This is a genomic window from Chryseobacterium sp. CS2K3 (genome assembly GCF_059515185.1).
This window is the reverse complement of sequence record NZ_JCAKRW010000009.1, coordinates 162,611-182,409: the sequence shown is the minus strand read 5'-3', so window position 1 is coordinate 182,409 and position 19,799 is coordinate 162,611. Positions and strand designations below refer to the sequence as shown.

Sequence of the window (19,799 nt, the reverse complement as noted above, 5' to 3'; positions counted from 1 at the left end):
TAAGAAGAAACATAATCATGTCAGAAAATAAACATATTAGTATACCAAAAAATATAGAAACCGGGGATCAGACAGATTTTCATTTTCTACGCAAAACAGGGATTGAATACATAGAAAAGTTGGGCGGAAAACTCTGGACCGATTATAATTCTCACGATCCCGGCATCACCACTCTGGAAGTTTTAAGCTACGCTATAACAGACCTTGGGATGAGAATGAACCTGAACATGGAAGATATCTTAGCATCTGATGATGTAAATAAAGACATTCATACACAGTTTCTAAAGGCTACCGAAATTTTACCTTCAACACCTTTAACTGAGCTGGATTACAGAAAGTTGTTTATAGATATCAGCATGGCTGGAGGGATCACAAGACCCATTCGTAACTGTTGGCTGGTTCCCAAAACTGAAAAGCTGTACGTTGACTGTAAAACCGGGAATTTAGACTTTAAGCCTATCGGAGAAAAGAATAAAAGCTTTGATATAAAAGGTTTGTATGACCTTTACGTAGACTATGCCGAAGAAATAGATGCAGATGGAGTAGGATGTGAAAAATCAAATGTAAATACCCAGATTCTGGATCGTTACCATTCTAATAGAGGGCTTTGTGAAGATTTAGCCGAAATTAAAAAAGTTGAAACTCAAAAAGTTGCTGTATGTGCCCGTATCGGACTTGTCAGTAAAGCTGATGAAGAATTGGTGCATGCAAAAGTAATCAGAACCATCAATAATTACCTGTCTCCTGAAGTTCATTTCTATTCATTGAAACAGATGTTGGAAAAAGGTCTGAGTACGGATCAGATTTTTGAAGGACCACTTTTGAACAACGGATTTATTGATACTGAAGAGCTTAAAAACAGCCAGTTGAGAAGAGAAGTTCGTCTTTCCGATCTCATCGGTGAGATCATGAAAATTGATGGTGTGAAAGAAATTCATGACATTTCTATTGCGGGTTGTGACAATGTGATTAGAAAAAATAATGATTGGATGATCTGCATCGAAAAAGGCAGAAAACCGGAAATGTGTGAGCTGAGTTCATTCAGCTACAGCAAAGGTTCACTTCCTTTAAATATCAATGACAAAAAAGTTCAGGATTACTTAGAAACTCTTAAAAGAGAAGAAAAAGTACTCAGAGATGATGCAAAACAAAATAAAGAATTAGCCCTGCCAAAAGGAACTTCATATGACCTGGCAGATTATGCTACCATTCTCAATGAATTTCCGGATACCTATGGAGTAGGAGAATCAGGAATTATAGGAAATCAAACTCCGGAGAGAGAAGCTTTGGCTAAACAAATGAAGGGTTACCTGTTGTTTTTTGATCAGATCCTTGCCGGTTATTTCAAACACCTGGAAAAGATCAAAGAAGTATTAAGTGTGAGTGGTAATTTAAAAAGAACGTATTTCACACAGGCTCTTAAAAATATCAAAGGTTTTGATGAGCTGGTTTCCGATTATGTTACAGAAACTGATGAGGAACTGACAGATTCACTATACAAAGAGCTGGATAACAATGTGCAGCGCAGGAATGAGATTTTAGACCATTTGATTTCTCGTTTTGCTGAAACATTCAGTGACTATACTTTCTTAATGAAATCACTGTATGGAAAATCTACCGATGAAATTATCTTGATGAACAAAGAAAACTTCTTAAAAGAGTATCCGTCATTAAGTAAAGACAGAGGTTTAGGATATAATTATACATTGATTGGGGATCTGGATATCTGGAATGGTAAAAATGTTTCCGGTGTTCAGAAAAGAGTTGCCCGTTTGCTGGGTATCAAAGACTATAGACAAAGAAATCTTTCGCAATCTCCGGTATCAATCATTGTAACAGAAGATAACGAAGGGAAGAAAAGCTATACCTGGAAAATAAAAGACAGCAAAGGGAATATTATCCTATCATCCGTAAACACTTATAAGCTTGAGCATATCGCAATCCAGAACCTGAATGATGCAATCTATCAGACCATTCAGATAGATCAGGAAGATCTTGAAAACGCGTTGGAACAATTGAAAAACGGCGAATATGAAGGTGATATCATTGGAAATATAAAAATTAATCTTTCAGGAGGAGGAAACTACTATTTTGAGATTGTAGACGATCCTGTAAAGAAAAACGTAATTGCTACCCATAAGAAAACAAATCCTTATACATCTGTAAATGATCTGGCGGCGGGCATCGAAGAAACAATAAAGTATTTTAAATATGAGTTCACAGAAGAAGGTATTTTCCTTGTTGAGCATTTACTGCTGAAACCTACCGCTAAAGATTATAAGCTGATGGGAGGCATTGGTTGTATGGCAATCGGAGAAACGTTTAAAGTGGCGTATGACCTTGTAGAAAAAGATTCTACAACAGGTTCGAAAGATTATTCGGAAGCGCTGATGTCCTCTTGTGAAGGTTGTGAAAAAGATGTTTTTGACCCTTATTCTTATCGTGTAAGTGTTGTTCTTCCGGGCTTTGCTTATCGTTTCCAGGATCCTGATTTCAGGCGTTATGCAGAAACAGTGATCAGACAGGAAATTCCGGCTCATATTTTGGCAAAAATCTGCTGGGTAGGAGACCGATTGAGTGAAAAACAAGCCGCACAAAATGACCTGGCAGAATTTGAAGCTGCCTATAAAAAATACCTCTTAGATAAATCGAGAAACAATACTTTGAATCTGGGAAATAGTATTTCAGACTTACTGGACGCCCTTAGCAACTTAAATAATATTTATAAGCCGGGAAGACTTCTGGACTGTGCTGCGGAAGATAGTGACATATTAGACGGAAAGATCGTAATAGGACAATCAAACTTATATAAAATTGATAAAAAATGAATACCAAATTAGATAATGTAACAACCCAATATAGAAAGTTCAACGATAATCAAGCGTTAACAGAAGGGCAATTAAACGAATTTTTAGATTATTTCGAAGATCAGGACAGATTGTCAAGAACACGTCTGAATGGAGTAGGGATCGTGTGTGGGTTCAAATCAAACTTCTTAGGTTCTGTTTTAGTGCCTGAAGAAACAGGAAAATCAAGACCCGGACCTATAGAAGATAACAGTGATACCCTTGCCATTACGCAAGGTGCCGGAGTTACTACAGACGGAGATCTGATCATGTTAAGAAGATCATATAGCCCGTCAGTAGCTGCGATAAACTTTGAAACCAACTATTATAAGTATTACAGAGAATATGATGATGTAGCGGAATATGAAAACTTTTGTATTGCAGGGAACCAGATTCCTCTTTTAGAATTGATTACAGAAAGTGAATATAAAGAATTACCTAAAGACATTGCCGCAGGCTTTAAGCTTGTAAAAGATATCGACAGGTTATTTGATAAAATTATAATCCTTTATTTAGAAAGTTATTCCAATGACGAAAACCCTTGTCAGGATGCAGATTGTGATCATACAGGTTCCGAGCAGATCTCTAACCTAAAAGTACTTTTAGCAGATCCTTCGTCTCTGTCTGATCTTATGACTCAAGGTGATGCCAAAGATAATATTTACAGAGCACACAATGCCTTTGAAACACTATTCGACAACTTACCGAAAATAGAAAGCAAAAGAATTATTCTGAATGCTGATGTCGTAAAGGCAGATCAGTTAAGAATTAAATTCCAGGAAGCCAATTCCGCTGTGGGAGACTTAAGCAGAGGTTTTGAGATGATTGCAGCTACGCTGGGCGTAACTATGAATCTGGGCGGGCAGACACTTTATAATAAATTAATTTCCCTATTGGATAGTACAAGATCAAGATTGGATGACTACCAATATAGATATGATCTATTAAAGGATTTGATTGATACTTACAACGAAATCAAAGGATTGCTACTTCATCTCAATGCTGAATGCTGTCCAAACATAACTGCATTCCCCAAACACCTTATGCTGGGACCTGTAGGAGACAAATTACAATTAGGAGAACGTGTGGATTTCCGCCATGATTTCTATAATTCACCTGTCACAACCAATGATGATGAGAATTATGAAAGAGTGATGATGCTTGCCAATCGTTTTGTACAGAAAGTAAACGGGTTCCAAACCTATATCGGAGCAATTAAAATTACCCCTTCCAATATTAATGTAAGGTTGGGAGAAAAAGCAATCCCTTATTACTATAATGTCAATCAACCATTATTGACTCAATGGAACTATGAAAAAACAAAAACAGACAGACAAACCTACAATTTAAGTTATCACACAGCCAATCTGGCAGAAGATGACTTCGTGCAGAATCCATTGAATTATAACATTGATAACAATGATTTCTATAGAATTGAAGGACATTTAGGATTGCCTTATAAAACAGCATTGCAAAATATCAATGATCTTAAAGTAAAATATGGATTAGCTTTCGATGTCATTGCATTGGTTTTGGAAAAAGGTGGTAAGCCTAATGAAGAGTCAAAAGAGAAAACAGTATCAATTGATGATTTAAGAAAACAATTGGTGGCAATTTCCAGTGATATCAGTACTAAAGAAAGAGGTACTCAAGAGGCGTTACTGAGTATTTCTAAGTTGGATGAAAAATTAAAATTACTAAATCAGGCTGATTTCTCAAAAGAAGGATCGTCCGAAGGTATTACTGTTGTAAAAGAAGATCCTAGAAAAGGGGATGTAATCAGTGAATTATTAAGTGAATTCTTAGAGAGAAAATCAGGTTTAGAACATGTAGCAGGGGTAGAGCCCGGAGGAACTTTTGTTTTAATTTATGAAAATGAAACCAATAATCAGGTTCTTGCAGATTTCTCATTACCCTACCTGTGTTGTTCTAAAAAAGAACCGGTATTCCTTGTGTTACCAGATAGCAAACTTTGTCAGAAGGATGCTCCAATGGCTATGACAATTGTTCCGGAAAATGGGGAGGTAAAAGCATTTGTAAATGGAGTTCAGATACCAGTAATTACGCAAACCGGTGGTCAGAGCTTATTCAATCCAGGTTTGGTTAGCTCAGATTACTTAGGTAAGACCATTAAGTTTACTGTTAATGATGATCCTGTAGAGGCGCAAATGACTGTCTATAAAAATCCGGAAATAGCATCTGTAGCTGCTGGTAAGGTAACTTATGAGAAGCCTACAACAAATCCAAATACAACAAATCCAGATGCGAAAGTTGAGTTTGATGTGGTTGGAAACTTCACAGATCTTACGTTTACATGGAATTTTGATGATGGTAGCCCGATCATTCATAACGAAGCACCAACTAATACTAAAACTCATGTATACAAACTGATTGCTGGTAAAGAAGATACTTTCAACCCAACCCTTACAGTGACAAACAGTAACGGATGTAGCACGGTCTATACATTAAAACCATTAGTATTAACCGGACAATCTACCATTGCCTGTTTAACGGGGATGAGAATCCTAATTCAATATATACACGAGAAAGAAGGCGGAAACCATACTTGTAATTCAGCTACGTTTAATTTAAAAGGTAACGGATTAATTATAGGAGGTAGTGCAAATGGAAATGTTTTCTTAAATAATATGGGCGGACCTGATGATAAAAAGAATTTCCCTAAAGATTACCCGTCTAATTATACTGGATATGACAGAGCAAGTGAAATTGTAATCAGTCAGGATGAAGCTCAACAGATAGCGGCGTTGTCTCCAGATGGATTTATCTCTTTCTCTCTTGAATGTGCAACAAGTAATTGTCATACCGGAGTGGCATGGACTCAGATCTTCCTTGCAGATAGTAAGGTTCCGATTTATGATGATTACCCGGACAATAACTTCCTGTCAATTAACCCTTGTACAGGTGATGTGAAAAAATAATTCCAGAAAGGAGAAAACATTTAATAAAAACTCCATAGGCGGGCATACTGTCTATGGAGTGTGTTAAATGATCTTCATGAATCATTAAAAATTAATAATAATGAATAATCAATTAAGTACTATAGCTGTCCAGTACCGAAAGTTCAGTAAAGGACAATATATAGAAAAAAGTCACTTCAATGAATTTTTGGATTATTTTGAAGACCAGGACCGTTTGTCAAGAGTGCTGCTGCAGGGAGTAGGTGTCGTATGTGGCTTTAAACCTGATCTTATTTATGTAAAAAATCAATTAAAAAGTATACAGCTTTCTCAGGGTGTAGGAATAACAACTGACGGAGATCTGCTTACCTTGAATAATACAAGTGAAGTAAGCAAGGAGCTCTATATGAGTGATTTGAAAACTGTTAATATAGAAAATAAAAATTTTACACACTTTAAGGCATATGATAATTTTAAAGTAGCATATCCTTCATTTTATGACGATAAAGGAATAGAACAGATCGAGCTTTGGGAATTGGCAACAGCTGAAGAAGCAAATTCTGATTTTCAACCTATCAATGCTCTTTCAGGTTTGCAGGATAAATATATCTTGCTTTATCTGGAAGATTATGAAAAAGATATTAAACCATGTGCAGGAACTGACTGTGATAACCACGGGATCCAACAGATCCGAAATCTTAAAGTATTAGTTACTACAAAAAAAGGGATTATTAATATTTTAGGTGAAGACCGTATAATAATTGATCCTACCGAAGGAACAGACTCACTTAGTAGAAAAGATCGTGTCCAGCCTCATCCTTTGTTTCTTGATGATATTATGAAGCCTGTAAAGCTGGAACGGGTTGTTATAGAGAGACTTATTGCGGGGAAAACCATTGAAAAGAATTTTTCTTCATATGATTTAAGTAAACTGTATTCCATTGCTTTACAGAGAAATAATTATGGTGAATCTGTTTTTGAAAAAATCAATGCGATTTCTAACCTAATAGGAACGGAATCTGTATCTCATTCGGAATTCAGGGCTAAACTTGAGACACTACTGACTAAAGAAACAAATTTTCAGTATGCTTATGATGTAGTGCAGGATTTGATAGATACCTATTCTGAGATCATCAAGCTGCTTCCTAAGTCATTTACCAAATGTCTTCCTGATTTTATCGCTTTTCCAAAACATATAATGCTTGGAAAATTAATACAAGATAAGCACTTGGATTTTTCAAGGCATCAGTTTTACAACTCACCGGCTTTAGATGATAAAAAAACGATGCAGAAAGTTAAGTTTTTACTGAACCGTTTCATTCAGCAGGTACAAAGTTTTGGAGCAACCAAGGTCGCTAAAGGGATTAAAATCACACCTTCACAAAAATTAAATCCTTTGAGTAATAAGGCAATTCCTTTTTATTACCGAACTACAGAAGCATTCTTGAACGCATGGAATTTTGATAAAACAAGTAACAGGTCGTCTATGGATAACATTAGATACGGCTCTGAGTTTGTGGCTTCACAACCACAAGGTCCCGTCAACTATAGTATAGATAAAAGCTCGTTTTATAATATAGAAGGTCATCAGGGAATGGATTGCCAGATAGCTTTTGATCAGATAAAAGATATCAGAGATAAACAACAACTTGGATTTGATATTATGGCTCTGTCTTTACAAGAACTGATCAATAATAAAGACATGTCAAAAGCTTATTTCAATGAGTATTTAGAAAAGCACCCTGGGCTAGAGCATAAACGTGGAGTTGAACCTGGAGGAACCTTTGTTATGGTATATGAAAACATCGGTAGAAGCACGAGTGTTGTTGCTGATTTTTCACTTCCGTATACATGCTGTACTCCAAAAACTGAAGTTAAATTGAGCTTACCGAGTCATACAATTTGCGTTGAAGAAAACCGTATACCGTTCACTGTAATCCCTGTAAATGGAGAAGTTACAGCAAATGTGGCAGCTGGTTTAAGCGGAGGTGTAGAACTGAATAATGGGCAATACTTCTTTAATCCGAAATTGTTGGATGTAAGTTTATGGGGTCAGGAAATTACCTTTAGTGTAAATGGAAAATCAACCAATTGTAGTATTAAAGTTATTCCACAGCCAGAGGTAAATATAGTTGCTGATTATGTCTTCTATCCTGAAGGCGATATAGATTCAATAGCAACTACGGTAAAAATGCTCGTTTCTGGTGAAAATTATAAAGACTATACCTACAGTTGGGATTTCTGGGATAATGGAAGCTTTATTACACTTAAACCAGATGCAAAAGGATATGTTAGTTATACCTACTATAATTTGGTGCCGACAAGAATTCCAACGATAAAAGTGAAGGTGAATGGTAGTGGATGTACCCAGGATATTGCAATTAGAGATTGGTATGATGCACCAGTTCAGCTTTGGCTACCTAGCAGTGTTATTTGTTCTACATCACCAGCAATACCTTTTAGAGTATCTCCTGTGGGGGGAATTGTAAAAGCAGTTGACAATGGAGGTGTGGAATTGATCAAAGGAGTGTATTATTTTAACCCCAAATTGGTAGCTCTAAACTCAAATGGTCAGGTAATTAACTTCACGGTAAACGATCAGCCAACCAATTGTAGTATTAAAGTAATGATGCAGCCGGATGTTAAGGCTAAGGTAATAGCAGTTAATCATCCAGCCGCAGGTTCAAATAAAACAACAATTGTTGTTAATTTCTCAGGAGATAATGCTAAAAGCTATGCTTACAGAGGAAATTTTGTAGGAGATTGGGAGATGTTAGAATTGGATGGAGATGGAAATGTGATATATACTTTTACTGATCTTAATCCCAAGAATATTCCTATAATAAAAGTGGAAGTGACTAATAATGGTTGTGTTCAGGAAATTTCTATAAAGAATGATTGGTACACTCCACCAACTTCAACGGTTGTGATTACTGATATCATTCCTAATGCAAGTTGTTGTACTGTGGAGTTACCTACTATTACTGCCAAAATCACAGGACCTGACATAGTTTATTTAAAAGAGGCAGGATTTGGCTTACAAGCATCATCCAATGCTTCAGATCCATTGTATTTCTGGAGCAAATTAGATGGTCCGGATTCGAGGCTTATTATTAATAACGATGCTAAGCTTCTTGCTGTTACAGATTTAAGAGTTGACACATATAAGTTTCGACTATTGGTTAAAGAACGTAACAGTAGTGCATTTGGTATTGCTGAAATAAAGGTAGAAGTGAAAGAATAATTTAATCCGGTATCAGATTGTAAAGAAAACTGTTTACAATGCAGGTCCTTTATGTGATACCTAACATGCGGGGGTGCTTTTAATTTTGAGATCAATTACAACATCCCCTTAAATGTTATTGGAAAAATATAATAATAACAATAAAAATATAATACAATGATAGCACAAAAATGTAATGCTTCATTTAATATAAAATACCAATCTTCTGAGCCGATATCAGACATAATTGTGTATTACGAAGATCCACCAGGAAATAAAGTTACTTATTTTGTAGAAAAACCATTGCCTCAGAGTGGTGGTACGGTTAAGCTTGAAAAAATTCAAACTCCTGGCACTTACAATTTGGAGGTAGAGTTGGTTGCAGGGAGCGCTAAAACTAAACGTAATCTGACTTTGGAAGTAGGGAGGTGTTCTCCGGTTTCTTCTTGTACAGTTCCGGTGATCAATTCGGTGGAAGTACAGAGAGATGGTCAGTTAGTAATGGATTATTGGGTAGAACGCCTTACTCCTGATGAACTTATAATGGTGGAGTACCAAATCGCAACAGATAAAGAGTTTACAAATATTGTTTATGTAAAAGGCGGTGGGGATTATACTCAATTTGAATATATTGATATGAAAAACTCGATACTCCCTAATAATACCCAATTATACATAAGAGTAAGAAAATATTGTGATCCAAATGCAGTTTCGGCTTGGTCGAATGTGGTTGGCTTTGAATCTGGAATCTGGAATGGTCTATTGGAATGCTATTGGTTAGCAAATGGAGAGGATCTGTGGTATGATATATGTGATGCGAAAGATGGCTACGGCTTGAAGACGAAAGCTACTTTTTATACATCTGTACCTGAGATAGGTGGTTTTATTTATTTGGCTAATGGTATGCCTGCGTCAATAGATAATATAAAAAATCTTGATAACAATGTACCTCTAAAATTCAAGGATAATGGATTAGGATATATTAGGTTCTCAAGTGTTACCCCTGATATAGTCTATATTATAGACCCGAAAACGGGTGGGATAGACGGTAAAACAGATAGAATAAAATGTCCAAGGCCTTCTTAGTAATATTTAAAATCTCAATAAAATCCTCAGCTTTTGAGGATTTTATTGAATAAATCCGTTCTTTGATCATCTTCTGTTATTCTTACGTCTTGTACTTATAATATTGAAGAGTTTGGCAACATCTTTAAGGTGGATTTCCATGTCTTCATAATATTCATTCAGAGAATGAAGGGTAATGATACCATTCTCAACATCATGATTGATGATTCGTTTCACTAAAATACCTTTCTCTTTGTGAACGATAACAAAATCCCACTTATCATAATGCAATTTACTCATCCAGTAATCCTGTCTTATATTTCTGCATAGAATAATATCCCCTTCCAGATAGCTTTCATACGATCCGTTGTCCATGCTGTCTCCTTTTACTTCGAAACACATGTATTCACCACGATGTTCTATATCGTCGGTAAAAGGAATGGTAGGAAGACTTTCAATATACTCTTCATCAGCAAATCTGCTTAGGTAGCCAGCTTGTGCATATTGATTCGCAAGCGGAACATTCATAATCTTTAAGTTTGAAAAAACAACGGGAGATGCACCATCGTCATTAAGCTTCTTTTGTTGTTCCTGCAATAAATTGGTTACAAAATATGCTGTAGTTTCCGGTATTTTCCGTTCGCCTTTTTCCCAATATTGTACGGCTCTGGTGCCCACTCCTATAGATTTTGCTATATCAGCTTGCTTCATGTTGAGCTTTTTCCTGATTTCTTTAAATTCTAAATAGTTCATTTTGATATGTTTAATAGTTTACATGAAAAAAATATGCAAAATATTCGTTTTAATGTTTTTAAAAACGAACAATGTTCGTATATTTGTTTCGCCGTTAGAACGACACATGGCAAATATACAAAATTATATTTATAATTTAATGTCGATTTGATGTTTTGAAGCTTTGATAATGTGTTGTAAAATATTGTAATTAAAAGGATTGTGTGGTTGCTTTTCTTCTTAATTCTTATTGCAGGCTGATTTTGGTTTTTTTTCTTTTTCCAGCGCTGATTAAGACAAAAATAACCTTTGTAGCAGAATTTAAATGCAATAATTACATGTTTTTAATCTTTTTTAAATGCTTTTTGTGCGTTTGTTGTTCGTTGTTGCGCGCTTAAAATGCGTTTGTTTTGATTCCTTATCTAAATAAAGCAGCCCTTTTGTTCTTTGTTTTCCTGAAAAATAAAAAAACATCCCAAAATGTATAATAACGCTGCCATTGAGCATATAAAATATCGATTAATTATAATCAGCGGTAGAGAGATATACATTCTGAAGGGTAAATGAATTGGTAAAATAACTCAGCTTTTTTAAGAATAATTTAATAAAAATATAACAGGCTGTTGTGCAATTTTACAGTAAATATTAGATATAAATAGAACTATTGAATTGTTTATAAAGCATAGGCTCCACAAATGTCAATAGAATATTTATATGAAAGTAAAATTTAAAAGAAAGAAGTCAGGGTAATATTTCGACTGGAAAAAGACCTGTGATCGGCTTCCCAAAAAACAAAACTTAAAATGGATTCAGGCATCTGCTTAAAGGTTAAAAATAATTAGCCTTTAGGAATTCTTATGGATTTAATTAACATTCAAGAAATAGGAAATGTGAAGTCTGATTCAAAAAACTATAACCAAAAAACTTTTTAAACCAGAGAAAATGAAACGTAGTAAAGAATTAGTAGAGAAAAGAAAAGATTTTGTGATCGATTATGTAAGACGTAATCAAAATAAACAAATGAAGGTGATTGTAACCGAGCTTACAGAAATGCTGTTTTTATCGGAAAGAACAATATATAATATCATCCTCCAGGCTTAAGTTAAAAATCAGCTTTAACATTACGTTGAATGCTATTGTTAAAATAATCTTTTAGAACTAATAAATACCATGAATCAGATCTTGAAATTATTCATTCTCAAAAACAAAAGAAAGGGATAAATGGTATGATATAATTATCAATAACAACCCTGCCGGACTCTTCTGGAAACAGTATCGGAATCTTTTTCAAATTTAAATTTATAGGTAAAATACTCAGGTGAAAAACGGTTTTTGCTTTTTAGTTCTGTTGCTTTAAATGAAGATGAGCTTTAAAAAAGAAACCGTTTAACCTTGAGCTGTTAACTGAGCCAATGTTCAAAAGATTAAAAACTATTACCCATTTAAAATTCTATAACCATGAAAAAAAAAGAAAAGAAGAAACAGAAAAAAAATAAGGAAAAGCTTGAGGATCAAAGAAGAGACATCAATGATCTGATTGACGAATTAGCTTACGCCGATGATAGCGAAAATATCAAAAAAATCAGAAAATTTTTAGATGATATGTACATTCTAAGTCAGGAATAATGAACTCCTGAAACTTACTGAAAAATAAAAAAACTTAATCAATAACATTTAAATGAATTTGGATAGTATAAAAGCCCTTTTGATCGGAACTGCAATAGCTTTTTCAGGAGGATTATTAAGGGTATTGGTCTCCATACAAAATAAAGAGAAAAAACAGCCGTGGGAACATTTCATTACATTAATGATCGTAATCATTGTAGGCTTTACAATGAGTTATTTAATGAACAGAGCTGAGCTGCATGACAAATGGTATTCCACAGGAATATTGTTTGTTCTGGGTTACGGCTATGATAAATTCCTAAAGATGATTACCACAAACCTGCCTAACTGGATAGACAAATCAGTGAATCTTTTTATTGAAAACAGATATGGAGTGAGATCAGACAGACAGCCTGATGAAGAAGAAAAGAAAGATGATGTGATTCAATAGAACATAAAGTGAAAAAGTGGGAGCTGAACCTAATTATTAATTAAACCTAATAATCAGATATTATAATTGATAAATAACTCTCAAATACTTAGTTCCTTGCGGTGAAATATTTCTTGAAAAATACTTTGCTGCAACTACAGAATCCATCACTTGAAAAAAGGGTAATTCTCCCCAAAAAGAGTGAATTTTGAAACTAATAACCTGAAAACTCAAAAGAGAGAAAGCCAGAAGTGGTTCAGCATTCCCTGTTTCTCATTGCAGCGCTGAACACACTTCCGGTTATTTACCTTCTTAAAGAAATCCACCATACACGGACTGATTTTTCAGATCAGCAGGTATATAAAACGCAGTAGTATCATTGCGTTTTGTTCGCCTTTTAACTCAATATGAAATTAAAAAACTAAGTCAATGAAAACAGCAAATCCTGTAGAAAAAGACAACAAATCCCATCAGAGTAAGGGCAAAAAGCAAAGCCCCAAAGACTCGGTGGTCATCCCTCTATCCGAGGTAGATGTAGCCAGAACGCAAATAAAACAATCCCAACGTAACGGAAATATCGGAGGAGCTTCTGGCTTACAAAACATTCATGATCAGGGATCAGAAATAATGAACGGAAAGTTCCAGAATAGCCTGTCAAAAACCGGCGATATCCACCATCCCCAAACCAAAGAAGCTGAAAAGGATTATATGGCAACCACGAGTATTGATCAGGCACGTGATTACAATGATCGTAAATCGGGAACTTATCTTCCTAAAACGGCGCAGGAACAGGCGGTTGCTTATCAGGGAAGTAAAACAAGTACAGGAGTAACCGGAACAGTCAAACAGGCAACGACAAAAAGTACATCGGGGAAATCAAATATTGCTGCTACAGAACAATCCCCGTTAATCTCAGCGGATGAGGCAGTAGAAATTAATACTGAAGTTAAAGTGCCTGCTAGTGCTAAAGATAATCCGGGCTTTATGGAGCTGAGTGGTAGCATCAATACGACAGCCAAACTACAGAAACACCACGAGTCTGCTCCCAAAGCAAGTAACGATGCACAAGCCGCTGCACCATCACCATCCAATGAGCGTGAAAGTATGGCACAGGCAGGGCAGGTGAATGTAATGGATGAACAGAAGCCTGGGATATTCAGTAAAGACGAGTTTAAAGCTTTATTGACTGCGAAAATCAAAGGAATAAAGCTTCCGGCAAATGAAGCCCAGGCAGATGAATTTGAGAAAAATAACAACATCCAGGAAGTAAATAAAAGCGCAATGGGTGATGTGAAGAACGAGAAAAATGCAGCTTCACATGATATCGCTGATGCAACAGCTAAAAAACCTGATATTACAGGACAGCCTGTACGATCTGTTGCCAAAATGCCTACCCCTAATGTGGGCAAAGCTCCAGGTATACCAAGTGTAGCTAAAGCAATGCCTGTTAAACGAGATGCAGCAAGCGTGGAGAAACCTATTCAGGAGCAAACCGCAAGTATTGATAACGAGATGAAAGCTAATGGTGTGACTGATAGTATGCTTGCTAATTCCAATGAACCTTCGTTTACAAAAGCTTTGGCAGAAAAGAACAACGCAAAAACCCAAAGTGCCGCCGCTACACAGCAGTTTAGAAAAACAGAAGGAGGTGAATTGGCGAAAACCAAAGAGGAAGCTCAATCACAGGCTGCCCGTCATATCACTGGGATGCATAGCGCCCATAAAGGTGGTTTAGATCATGCTCATGGTGAACAAAAGCAAACGGCAACCAAAGACAGCCAGAAACGTAAAGAAATTGCAGATCATATTAACAGCATTTATAATAGCTCCAAAACAGATGTAGATGGTATTTTAAATAATCTCGATAAATCTGTAGCAGAAAAATTTGACAGAGGAAGTAAGGCAGCCAAAAAAGCATTTGAAGATCATATAGATAAAGAAATGGATGCTTACAAGCTAAGGCGTTATGGAAGAGCTGGTATGACTTATGGTGCTATGGCAGCACTCGCTTTAGTAGTATGGGATAAACTTACCAGCTTGCCTGATGAGGTTAATAAATACTTTGACAGTGGTAAAAAATTATACATTAAAGTTATGGACAGTTATATCGACGATATCGCGACCCATGTTACCACTCAGCTTAATGCAGCTAAAACCAGAATTGCCAAAGGTAAAAAAGATGTACAAACATACGTCAGCAGTTTATCACCAAGTTTACGTAAAATAGGTAAGGAAGCTATTACAGAAATTCAGAAAAAGTTCAATGCCCTGGAGGAAAGTGTAAACAGCAAAAAAGATGCATTAATTGATACGTTAGCTAAAAAATACGCAGACAATGTAGCAGGTATTGATGCCAGAATTACTGAACTGAAATCACAGAACAGCGGATTGATTAATAAAGCTCTTGATATGCTTAAAACAAGTGTTTTTGCAATCATAATTGAAATTAAAAACACACTTACCAATCTATTGTCTGGTGTGATAGAAGCAATTCAGGCGATTATAACAGATCCGATAGGCTTCTTCAGAAACCTTATTGCAGGAGTTTCACAAGGGTTTACCAATTTTGGAGCCAATATCTGGACTCACCTTAAAACCGGATTCTTCGGATGGTTGACCGGAGCGATGAAAGGTATTTCTTTAACCATGCCGGAAGATGTATTCTCTCTAAAAGGCGTATTCTCTATTACCACACAGGTGCTTGGTTTGACATGGAATGGCATTAGAGCTATCGGAGCCAGAGTAATAGGAGAACCTGTAATGAAAGTTCTTGAAACAGGTTTTGAAATGGTTCAGGTGGTTCGTAAGGAAGGTGTTGCCGGACTTTGGGAGCACTTGAAAGACCAGTTTGCAGACCTGAAGGAAACAGTAATGGATGCTATTATGGACATCATCCAAAATCAGGTGATCCAGGCAGGTATTAAATGGGTGATGGGATTATTAACTCCGGTTGGAGCCTTTATAAAAGCCGCTATGGCAATTATAGATGTAGTGAAATTCTTCATCCAGCGAGCAGCCCAAATTATGGAACTGGTGAAAGCCTTTACAGATAGTATCAAAGCAATTGCCAGCGGAAATGTAGGTGCAGTAGCCAAAGCCATAGAAAATGCATTAGGTAAAGCTGTTCCGGTACTGATTGGTTTCCTGGCTTCATTACTGGGAATTGGAGGATTAGCAGATAAAGTTGTAGGAGTGATACGCAAAATACGTCAGCGTATTGAAAATGCGATTGTGAAGTTCTGGACTTTTGTGAAAGGTAAAGCAGCTAAACTGCTAAGCAAAGTAGGAATTGGGAAATTTGGTAAGAAGAAAGAGAAGGTTGATGATAAGCATATCAAAAACATGGATTCTGAAATCGCTCCGGAACCATTTACGATGAATGGAGAAAGTCATACTCTGACTTTTGAAAATGGGGAGATCTATATGGCGAGTGAGAAAGCTCCATTAACATATAAACTTACCAAATTTAAAAAGTATGTAAGCAGAAAACCTGATGCTGATGAGTTTGGAGGAAATGGACATGCAATTTTGGCCGATATAGAAGGATTACAAACAAGAAATGAAAGAGTAAAAAAGGATTTAACAAATGCTAAAAATCGTGTAGAAAGTCCAGAAAAAGACCAAAAAATGGAAGAGGCAGAAGCTAAATTTGACAGATTGAGTAAAGATATTGAAAAATTTGGAAATAAATTTAAATTAGAAGATTTAATTGAGTCTTCTAAAAAGACAAAGTACAAACCAGAAAAAATAGATTTTTATGTATCAGGTGACAAGCAAATTACAATAGGATATCATTATGATATTGAAGTTAATGGTAGAAATGCAAGAAGATTTTTTAAAAGTAGTTTTAAATTAAACGAAGACAATTTGATACAACAACAAACAATAGGACGTGGTGTTGTTACAAAAGAACCAGGAAGTAGAAGTCATACAGATTCGGCTAATCAGGCTGCTTCTAACAAAGCTATTGAGGATTTAAAGAAAAACCCTGAAGAGCAGATAAAATTCAATGCGGCTCATATATTAGCAGATTTATTTTTAGGTTCCGGTTATAAATCGACATTAAATCTCGTAACAGTTTCGGCACATTATAACGGAGAAACTATGCTTAAGACTGAAAGAAGATTGAAAGAAGAATTGATAAGATTTGAAAGAGATTTTATAAAAAAAAATGGTGGAAATTATATTACCTTTGACATAAAAGTTACCGCTACATGGAAAGAATTAGTCGATAATATGATAACTTCCGAATTAGCAAAGCTAAATCCTGAGACAGACAAAGAACTATTGGAGAGTATGCATAAAATTTTGGCTAAAAATGTAGATCCTAAGTTGGTGCAAAGTGTGACGTATGAAGTTATAAAAGCAAAACTCAATGGAACCAAAAAGGTTACACATAATATTGAGATAATGGAAATTGGAGCTGATAAAACATTACAAAAAATATTAAAATAATATAATATGGAGAAAATAAAAGAATTCATTATTAATTTTATAAAACAAGAAGCGGAAACGATTTATTTAAGGAGACAACCTGATCTTGCGGCTTACAACAAAGCTCTCCAAATAATGAACGATTATTGTGTTGAACCTTTACATGATAGTTTCAGTATGATTCCTTTAACTAGGCTTTATGGCCAAGAGTATTATGATGAGTGGAGCAAGAAAGAATATCCAAGTACAAGAGATATATATAAAATAAGCTGTTATGAAAATGAAAAATACGGGGAAGTTTATATAGCTTATCTTTCGTTGCGTACTCCAAATAGAATTTTAACTTATGGTGACTGTTTATTCGTAACAAAAATAGATGGGAATTTAATGATTGTGAAATCATATCTTTTTACTAGTGATATAGGTAAAAAGAAAAAATTTGAATTTCCAACAGGTCTTGAAGATATTTCTTTCAAAACTCTAAAAAAACCAGTAAAGATAGAACGATACCTTGAACCAGTAGATGATGAAGATGGTATGGAACATTATTTAAAAGATATTTAATTCTGTAGTTGTTATATAAAGCGAAACTTTGCAAAAAGTTTCGCTTTTTCTTTCCCCAATCACCAATCTCATTTCAATCATCCAACATAAAAGAATAATCAATACTTTTGAATACATCAAATAAACCAAAATTAATAACCCATTAAAATTTTAAATATGAAAAAAATACTATTCCTTTGCTCTTTGCTCTTCGGGCTTGCTGTTGTAAGTGCACAGACTATAGAATCCGGAAGCCGCAGTACTACAGGTTATATCAAAAGTGACGGAACCATAGAAAACAGTAGCCATTCTACAGTAGGATATATTAAAAGCGACGGAACAATTGAAAATAAAAGCCGTAGCACAATTGGTTATATCAAAAGTGACGGAACAATCGAAAATAAGAGCCGTTCTACAGTAGGGTATGTGAAAAGTGATGGGACAGTAGAAAACAGCAGCCGTTCAACCATTGGTTATATCAAAGATGATGGAACGGTAGAAAGCAGTAGCAGAAGCACTATAGGTTATGCAAAAGGGATCAAAAAAGAATGGGCAGCAGTAGTATATTTCTTCTTTAAGCTGGATTAATAATTGATCTCTTCATAAAGAAACTATACTTAAAATATACAGTTAAAAGCAAGGCTCGGATTTTATAATCCGAGCCTTTTTATTGAAACATCTATGAAAGAATTTTAAAAAAATATCACGCAAATCAATCAGCCGCTTTATCAGAATCGATTATCGATTCCCTCCTTAGCTTACTTAAAATAAAGCGTAACTAAGAAGAAACCTTTGCGTTTATAAAATCTACATTACTCAATTCTCCTCATCCGGAAAAACAGAACCCACTGCAACTACAGAATAGGAAGGTCAAAAAACTTTCCCAGGAACAAAAAAAGTATGAATTTTGAGCATTGAAACTTAAGCAACCAGCCATCCGATTTTTTTAAAAAAAGGACTGAAACTACTGAGGATCCGGGCTACAAAATTTTTCCCAACACAAAAAACAAGTTTCGAATCTTAAAAACATACTATAAATCATCTAAAAACCTAAGGCTTTTATACCCAATAAGCCATAAAAAATATTATCATGGAAGAAAATAAACCCATCACGAGAGAAGAGCTAAAAACCTATTTTGAAACAGGTAAATATCCTACACAAAGTCAGTTTTCGGACCTGATTGATTCTTTAAAGCATAAAAAAGACCGCTTTACGAATAAGGAAGCCATCATTATGGCTAACAGCATTGTCTCTATAAATAATGTATACCTTGGTTTTTATGCGTTTGGTGTTGAAAATCAAAAATTTCCAATATTGATCAGTTCTGATGATGAAGAGGTTCAGGAGATCATTATAGAGAATACGCCCAGAGGTGAAATAAAGCAATATTTATTTGGTAATGGTCCTTATACCTTTAGAACAAAAAAATTCCCTGCAGAAGGATTAGGAGAGAATGAGTATTATTATTTAGAGATTGTTTCGAGTGATACTACCAGAATGGTAAGGATATTTGGAAATAACCTTCCAACAATTCCTGAGGGATTAGAGTTTGTGATGTCTGAGGATAGGTGGTTAAGCGCAAGGATAAATAAGATGAATGCAGGGCAACAATTAAAAATTGCACACACAAATATTGAATTTGTTAATAAAACAGAGGTATCTGTTCAATATAAGATAGAGGCAGGACAATGGGCAAATCCTTATACGGGTAAAAGCATCGTTACTGATCATTATGATATGCATGATATCCTTTATTTAGTGTTTAGAGCAGATCTTAGGGGAGTAAATCAATCTGTAGCTTGCAGTGTTTATGATCTGGATAGCAACAAGCTTTTAAAAACTATTAGTCTGGAAGCCGGACAAAATATCCAAGCTGGTGATGTAGTAGAAATAAAAGAAATAAGAAATGTAAGAATCGAGTGTGATTATTACAGAAACGAAAAATAATAGACTGTAAATATAGATCCCAAAATAATCTCAGGCTTAAAAATATAAATAATCA

At 35.2% G+C, this 19,799-nt stretch carries 12 protein-coding genes; 11 read left to right on the top strand and 1 reads right to left on the bottom strand.

Annotated features, from left to right (window positions below; genetic code table 11):
* Window positions 1-17 precede the first annotated feature (17 nt).
* The 4 genes from AC5YGG_RS16340 to AC5YGG_RS16325 all read left to right on the top strand — a co-directional run bounded on the left by AC5YGG_RS16340 (window position 18) and on the right by AC5YGG_RS16325 (window position 10,073).
* Complete coding sequence (locus tag AC5YGG_RS16340; RefSeq protein ID WP_496145525.1) at window positions 18-2,828, top strand: baseplate wedge protein; 2,811 nt, start codon at window positions 18-20, stop codon at window positions 2,826-2,828.
* Window positions 2,825-5,785: a hypothetical protein gene (locus AC5YGG_RS16335; protein ID WP_496145524.1), complete on the top strand. Its 2,961-nt coding sequence runs from the start codon at window positions 2,825-2,827 to the stop codon at window positions 5,783-5,785. Before AC5YGG_RS16340 ends, AC5YGG_RS16335 begins: the two co-directional genes overlap by 4 nt.
* Before the next feature lie 100 nt (window positions 5,786-5,885).
* Window positions 5,886-9,008, top strand: coding sequence for a hypothetical protein (locus AC5YGG_RS16330; RefSeq protein WP_496145523.1), 3,123 nt, complete (start codon window positions 5,886-5,888; stop codon window positions 9,006-9,008).
* 156 nt (window positions 9,009-9,164) lie between these two features.
* Window positions 9,165-10,073, top strand: coding sequence for a hypothetical protein (locus AC5YGG_RS16325; protein WP_496145522.1), 909 nt, complete (start codon window positions 9,165-9,167; stop codon window positions 10,071-10,073).
* 66 nt (window positions 10,074-10,139) lie between these two features.
* Here the strand turns inward: AC5YGG_RS16325 and AC5YGG_RS16320 are convergent, their stop codons facing one another.
* Window positions 10,140-10,805 carry a S24 family peptidase gene (locus tag AC5YGG_RS16320; protein WP_496145521.1) on the bottom strand — a complete coding sequence of 222 codons (666 nt, stop codon included), beginning with the start codon at window positions 10,803-10,805 and terminating at the stop codon, window positions 10,140-10,142.
* A gap of 921 nt (window positions 10,806-11,726) precedes the next feature.
* Here AC5YGG_RS16320 and AC5YGG_RS16315 point away from each other — a divergent pair.
* The 7 genes from AC5YGG_RS16315 to AC5YGG_RS16285 all read left to right on the top strand — a co-directional run bounded on the left by AC5YGG_RS16315 (window position 11,727) and on the right by AC5YGG_RS16285 (window position 19,744).
* Window positions 11,727-11,885 carry a hypothetical protein gene (locus AC5YGG_RS16315; RefSeq protein ID WP_165602205.1) on the top strand — a complete coding sequence of 53 codons (159 nt, stop codon included), beginning with the start codon at window positions 11,727-11,729 and terminating at the stop codon, window positions 11,883-11,885.
* 357 nt (window positions 11,886-12,242) lie between these two features.
* Window positions 12,243-12,410 carry a hypothetical protein gene (locus AC5YGG_RS16310; protein ID WP_496145520.1) on the top strand — a complete coding sequence of 56 codons (168 nt, stop codon included), beginning with the start codon at window positions 12,243-12,245 and terminating at the stop codon, window positions 12,408-12,410.
* A gap of 52 nt (window positions 12,411-12,462) precedes the next feature.
* The gene (locus AC5YGG_RS16305; RefSeq protein WP_065393014.1) at window positions 12,463-12,840 is read left to right on the top strand and encodes a hypothetical protein; all 378 of its coding nucleotides are present in this window, start codon (window positions 12,463-12,465) and stop codon (window positions 12,838-12,840) included.
* 408 nt (window positions 12,841-13,248) lie between these two features.
* Window positions 13,249-17,274, top strand: coding sequence for a phage tail protein (locus tag AC5YGG_RS16300; protein ID WP_496145519.1), 4,026 nt, complete (start codon window positions 13,249-13,251; stop codon window positions 17,272-17,274).
* Window positions 17,275-17,280: 6 nt separating this feature from the next.
* Complete coding sequence (locus tag AC5YGG_RS16295) at window positions 17,281-17,817, top strand: hypothetical protein (protein ID WP_496145518.1); 537 nt, start codon at window positions 17,281-17,283, stop codon at window positions 17,815-17,817.
* 156 nt (window positions 17,818-17,973) lie between these two features.
* A complete protein-coding gene (locus tag AC5YGG_RS16290) occupies window positions 17,974-18,384 on the top strand; it encodes a 5-fold beta-flower protein (RefSeq protein WP_496145517.1) in 411 nt (136 codons plus the stop codon).
* A gap of 502 nt (window positions 18,385-18,886) precedes the next feature.
* The gene (locus AC5YGG_RS16285) at window positions 18,887-19,744 is read left to right on the top strand and encodes a hypothetical protein (protein WP_496145516.1); all 858 of its coding nucleotides are present in this window, start codon (window positions 18,887-18,889) and stop codon (window positions 19,742-19,744) included.
* The last annotated feature ends 55 nt before the right edge of the window (window positions 19,745-19,799 follow it).

Bases quoted from the DNA above. Each gene is read 5' to 3' on its own strand.
- AC5YGG_RS16340 (WP_496145525.1), top strand. From the start codon at position 18: ATGTCAGAAAATAAACATATTAGTATACCAAAAAATATAGAAACCGGG.
- AC5YGG_RS16335 (WP_496145524.1), top strand. From the start codon at position 2,825: ATGAATACCAAATTAGATAATGTAACAACCCAATATAGAAAGTTCAAC.
- AC5YGG_RS16330 (WP_496145523.1), top strand. From the start codon at position 5,886: ATGAATAATCAATTAAGTACTATAGCTGTCCAGTACCGAAAGTTCAGT.
- AC5YGG_RS16325 (WP_496145522.1), top strand. From the start codon at position 9,165: ATGATAGCACAAAAATGTAATGCTTCATTTAATATAAAATACCAATCT.
- AC5YGG_RS16320 (WP_496145521.1), bottom strand. From the start codon at position 10,805: ATGAACTATTTAGAATTTAAAGAAATCAGGAAAAAGCTCAACATGAAG.
- AC5YGG_RS16315 (WP_165602205.1), top strand. From the start codon at position 11,727: ATGAAACGTAGTAAAGAATTAGTAGAGAAAAGAAAAGATTTTGTGATC.
- AC5YGG_RS16310 (WP_496145520.1), top strand. From the start codon at position 12,243: ATGAAAAAAAAAGAAAAGAAGAAACAGAAAAAAAATAAGGAAAAGCTT.
- AC5YGG_RS16305 (WP_065393014.1), top strand. From the start codon at position 12,463: ATGAATTTGGATAGTATAAAAGCCCTTTTGATCGGAACTGCAATAGCT.
- AC5YGG_RS16300 (WP_496145519.1), top strand. From the start codon at position 13,249: ATGAAAACAGCAAATCCTGTAGAAAAAGACAACAAATCCCATCAGAGT.
- AC5YGG_RS16295 (WP_496145518.1), top strand. From the start codon at position 17,281: ATGGAGAAAATAAAAGAATTCATTATTAATTTTATAAAACAAGAAGCG.
- AC5YGG_RS16290 (WP_496145517.1), top strand. From the start codon at position 17,974: ATGAAAAAAATACTATTCCTTTGCTCTTTGCTCTTCGGGCTTGCTGTT.
- AC5YGG_RS16285 (WP_496145516.1), top strand. From the start codon at position 18,887: ATGGAAGAAAATAAACCCATCACGAGAGAAGAGCTAAAAACCTATTTT.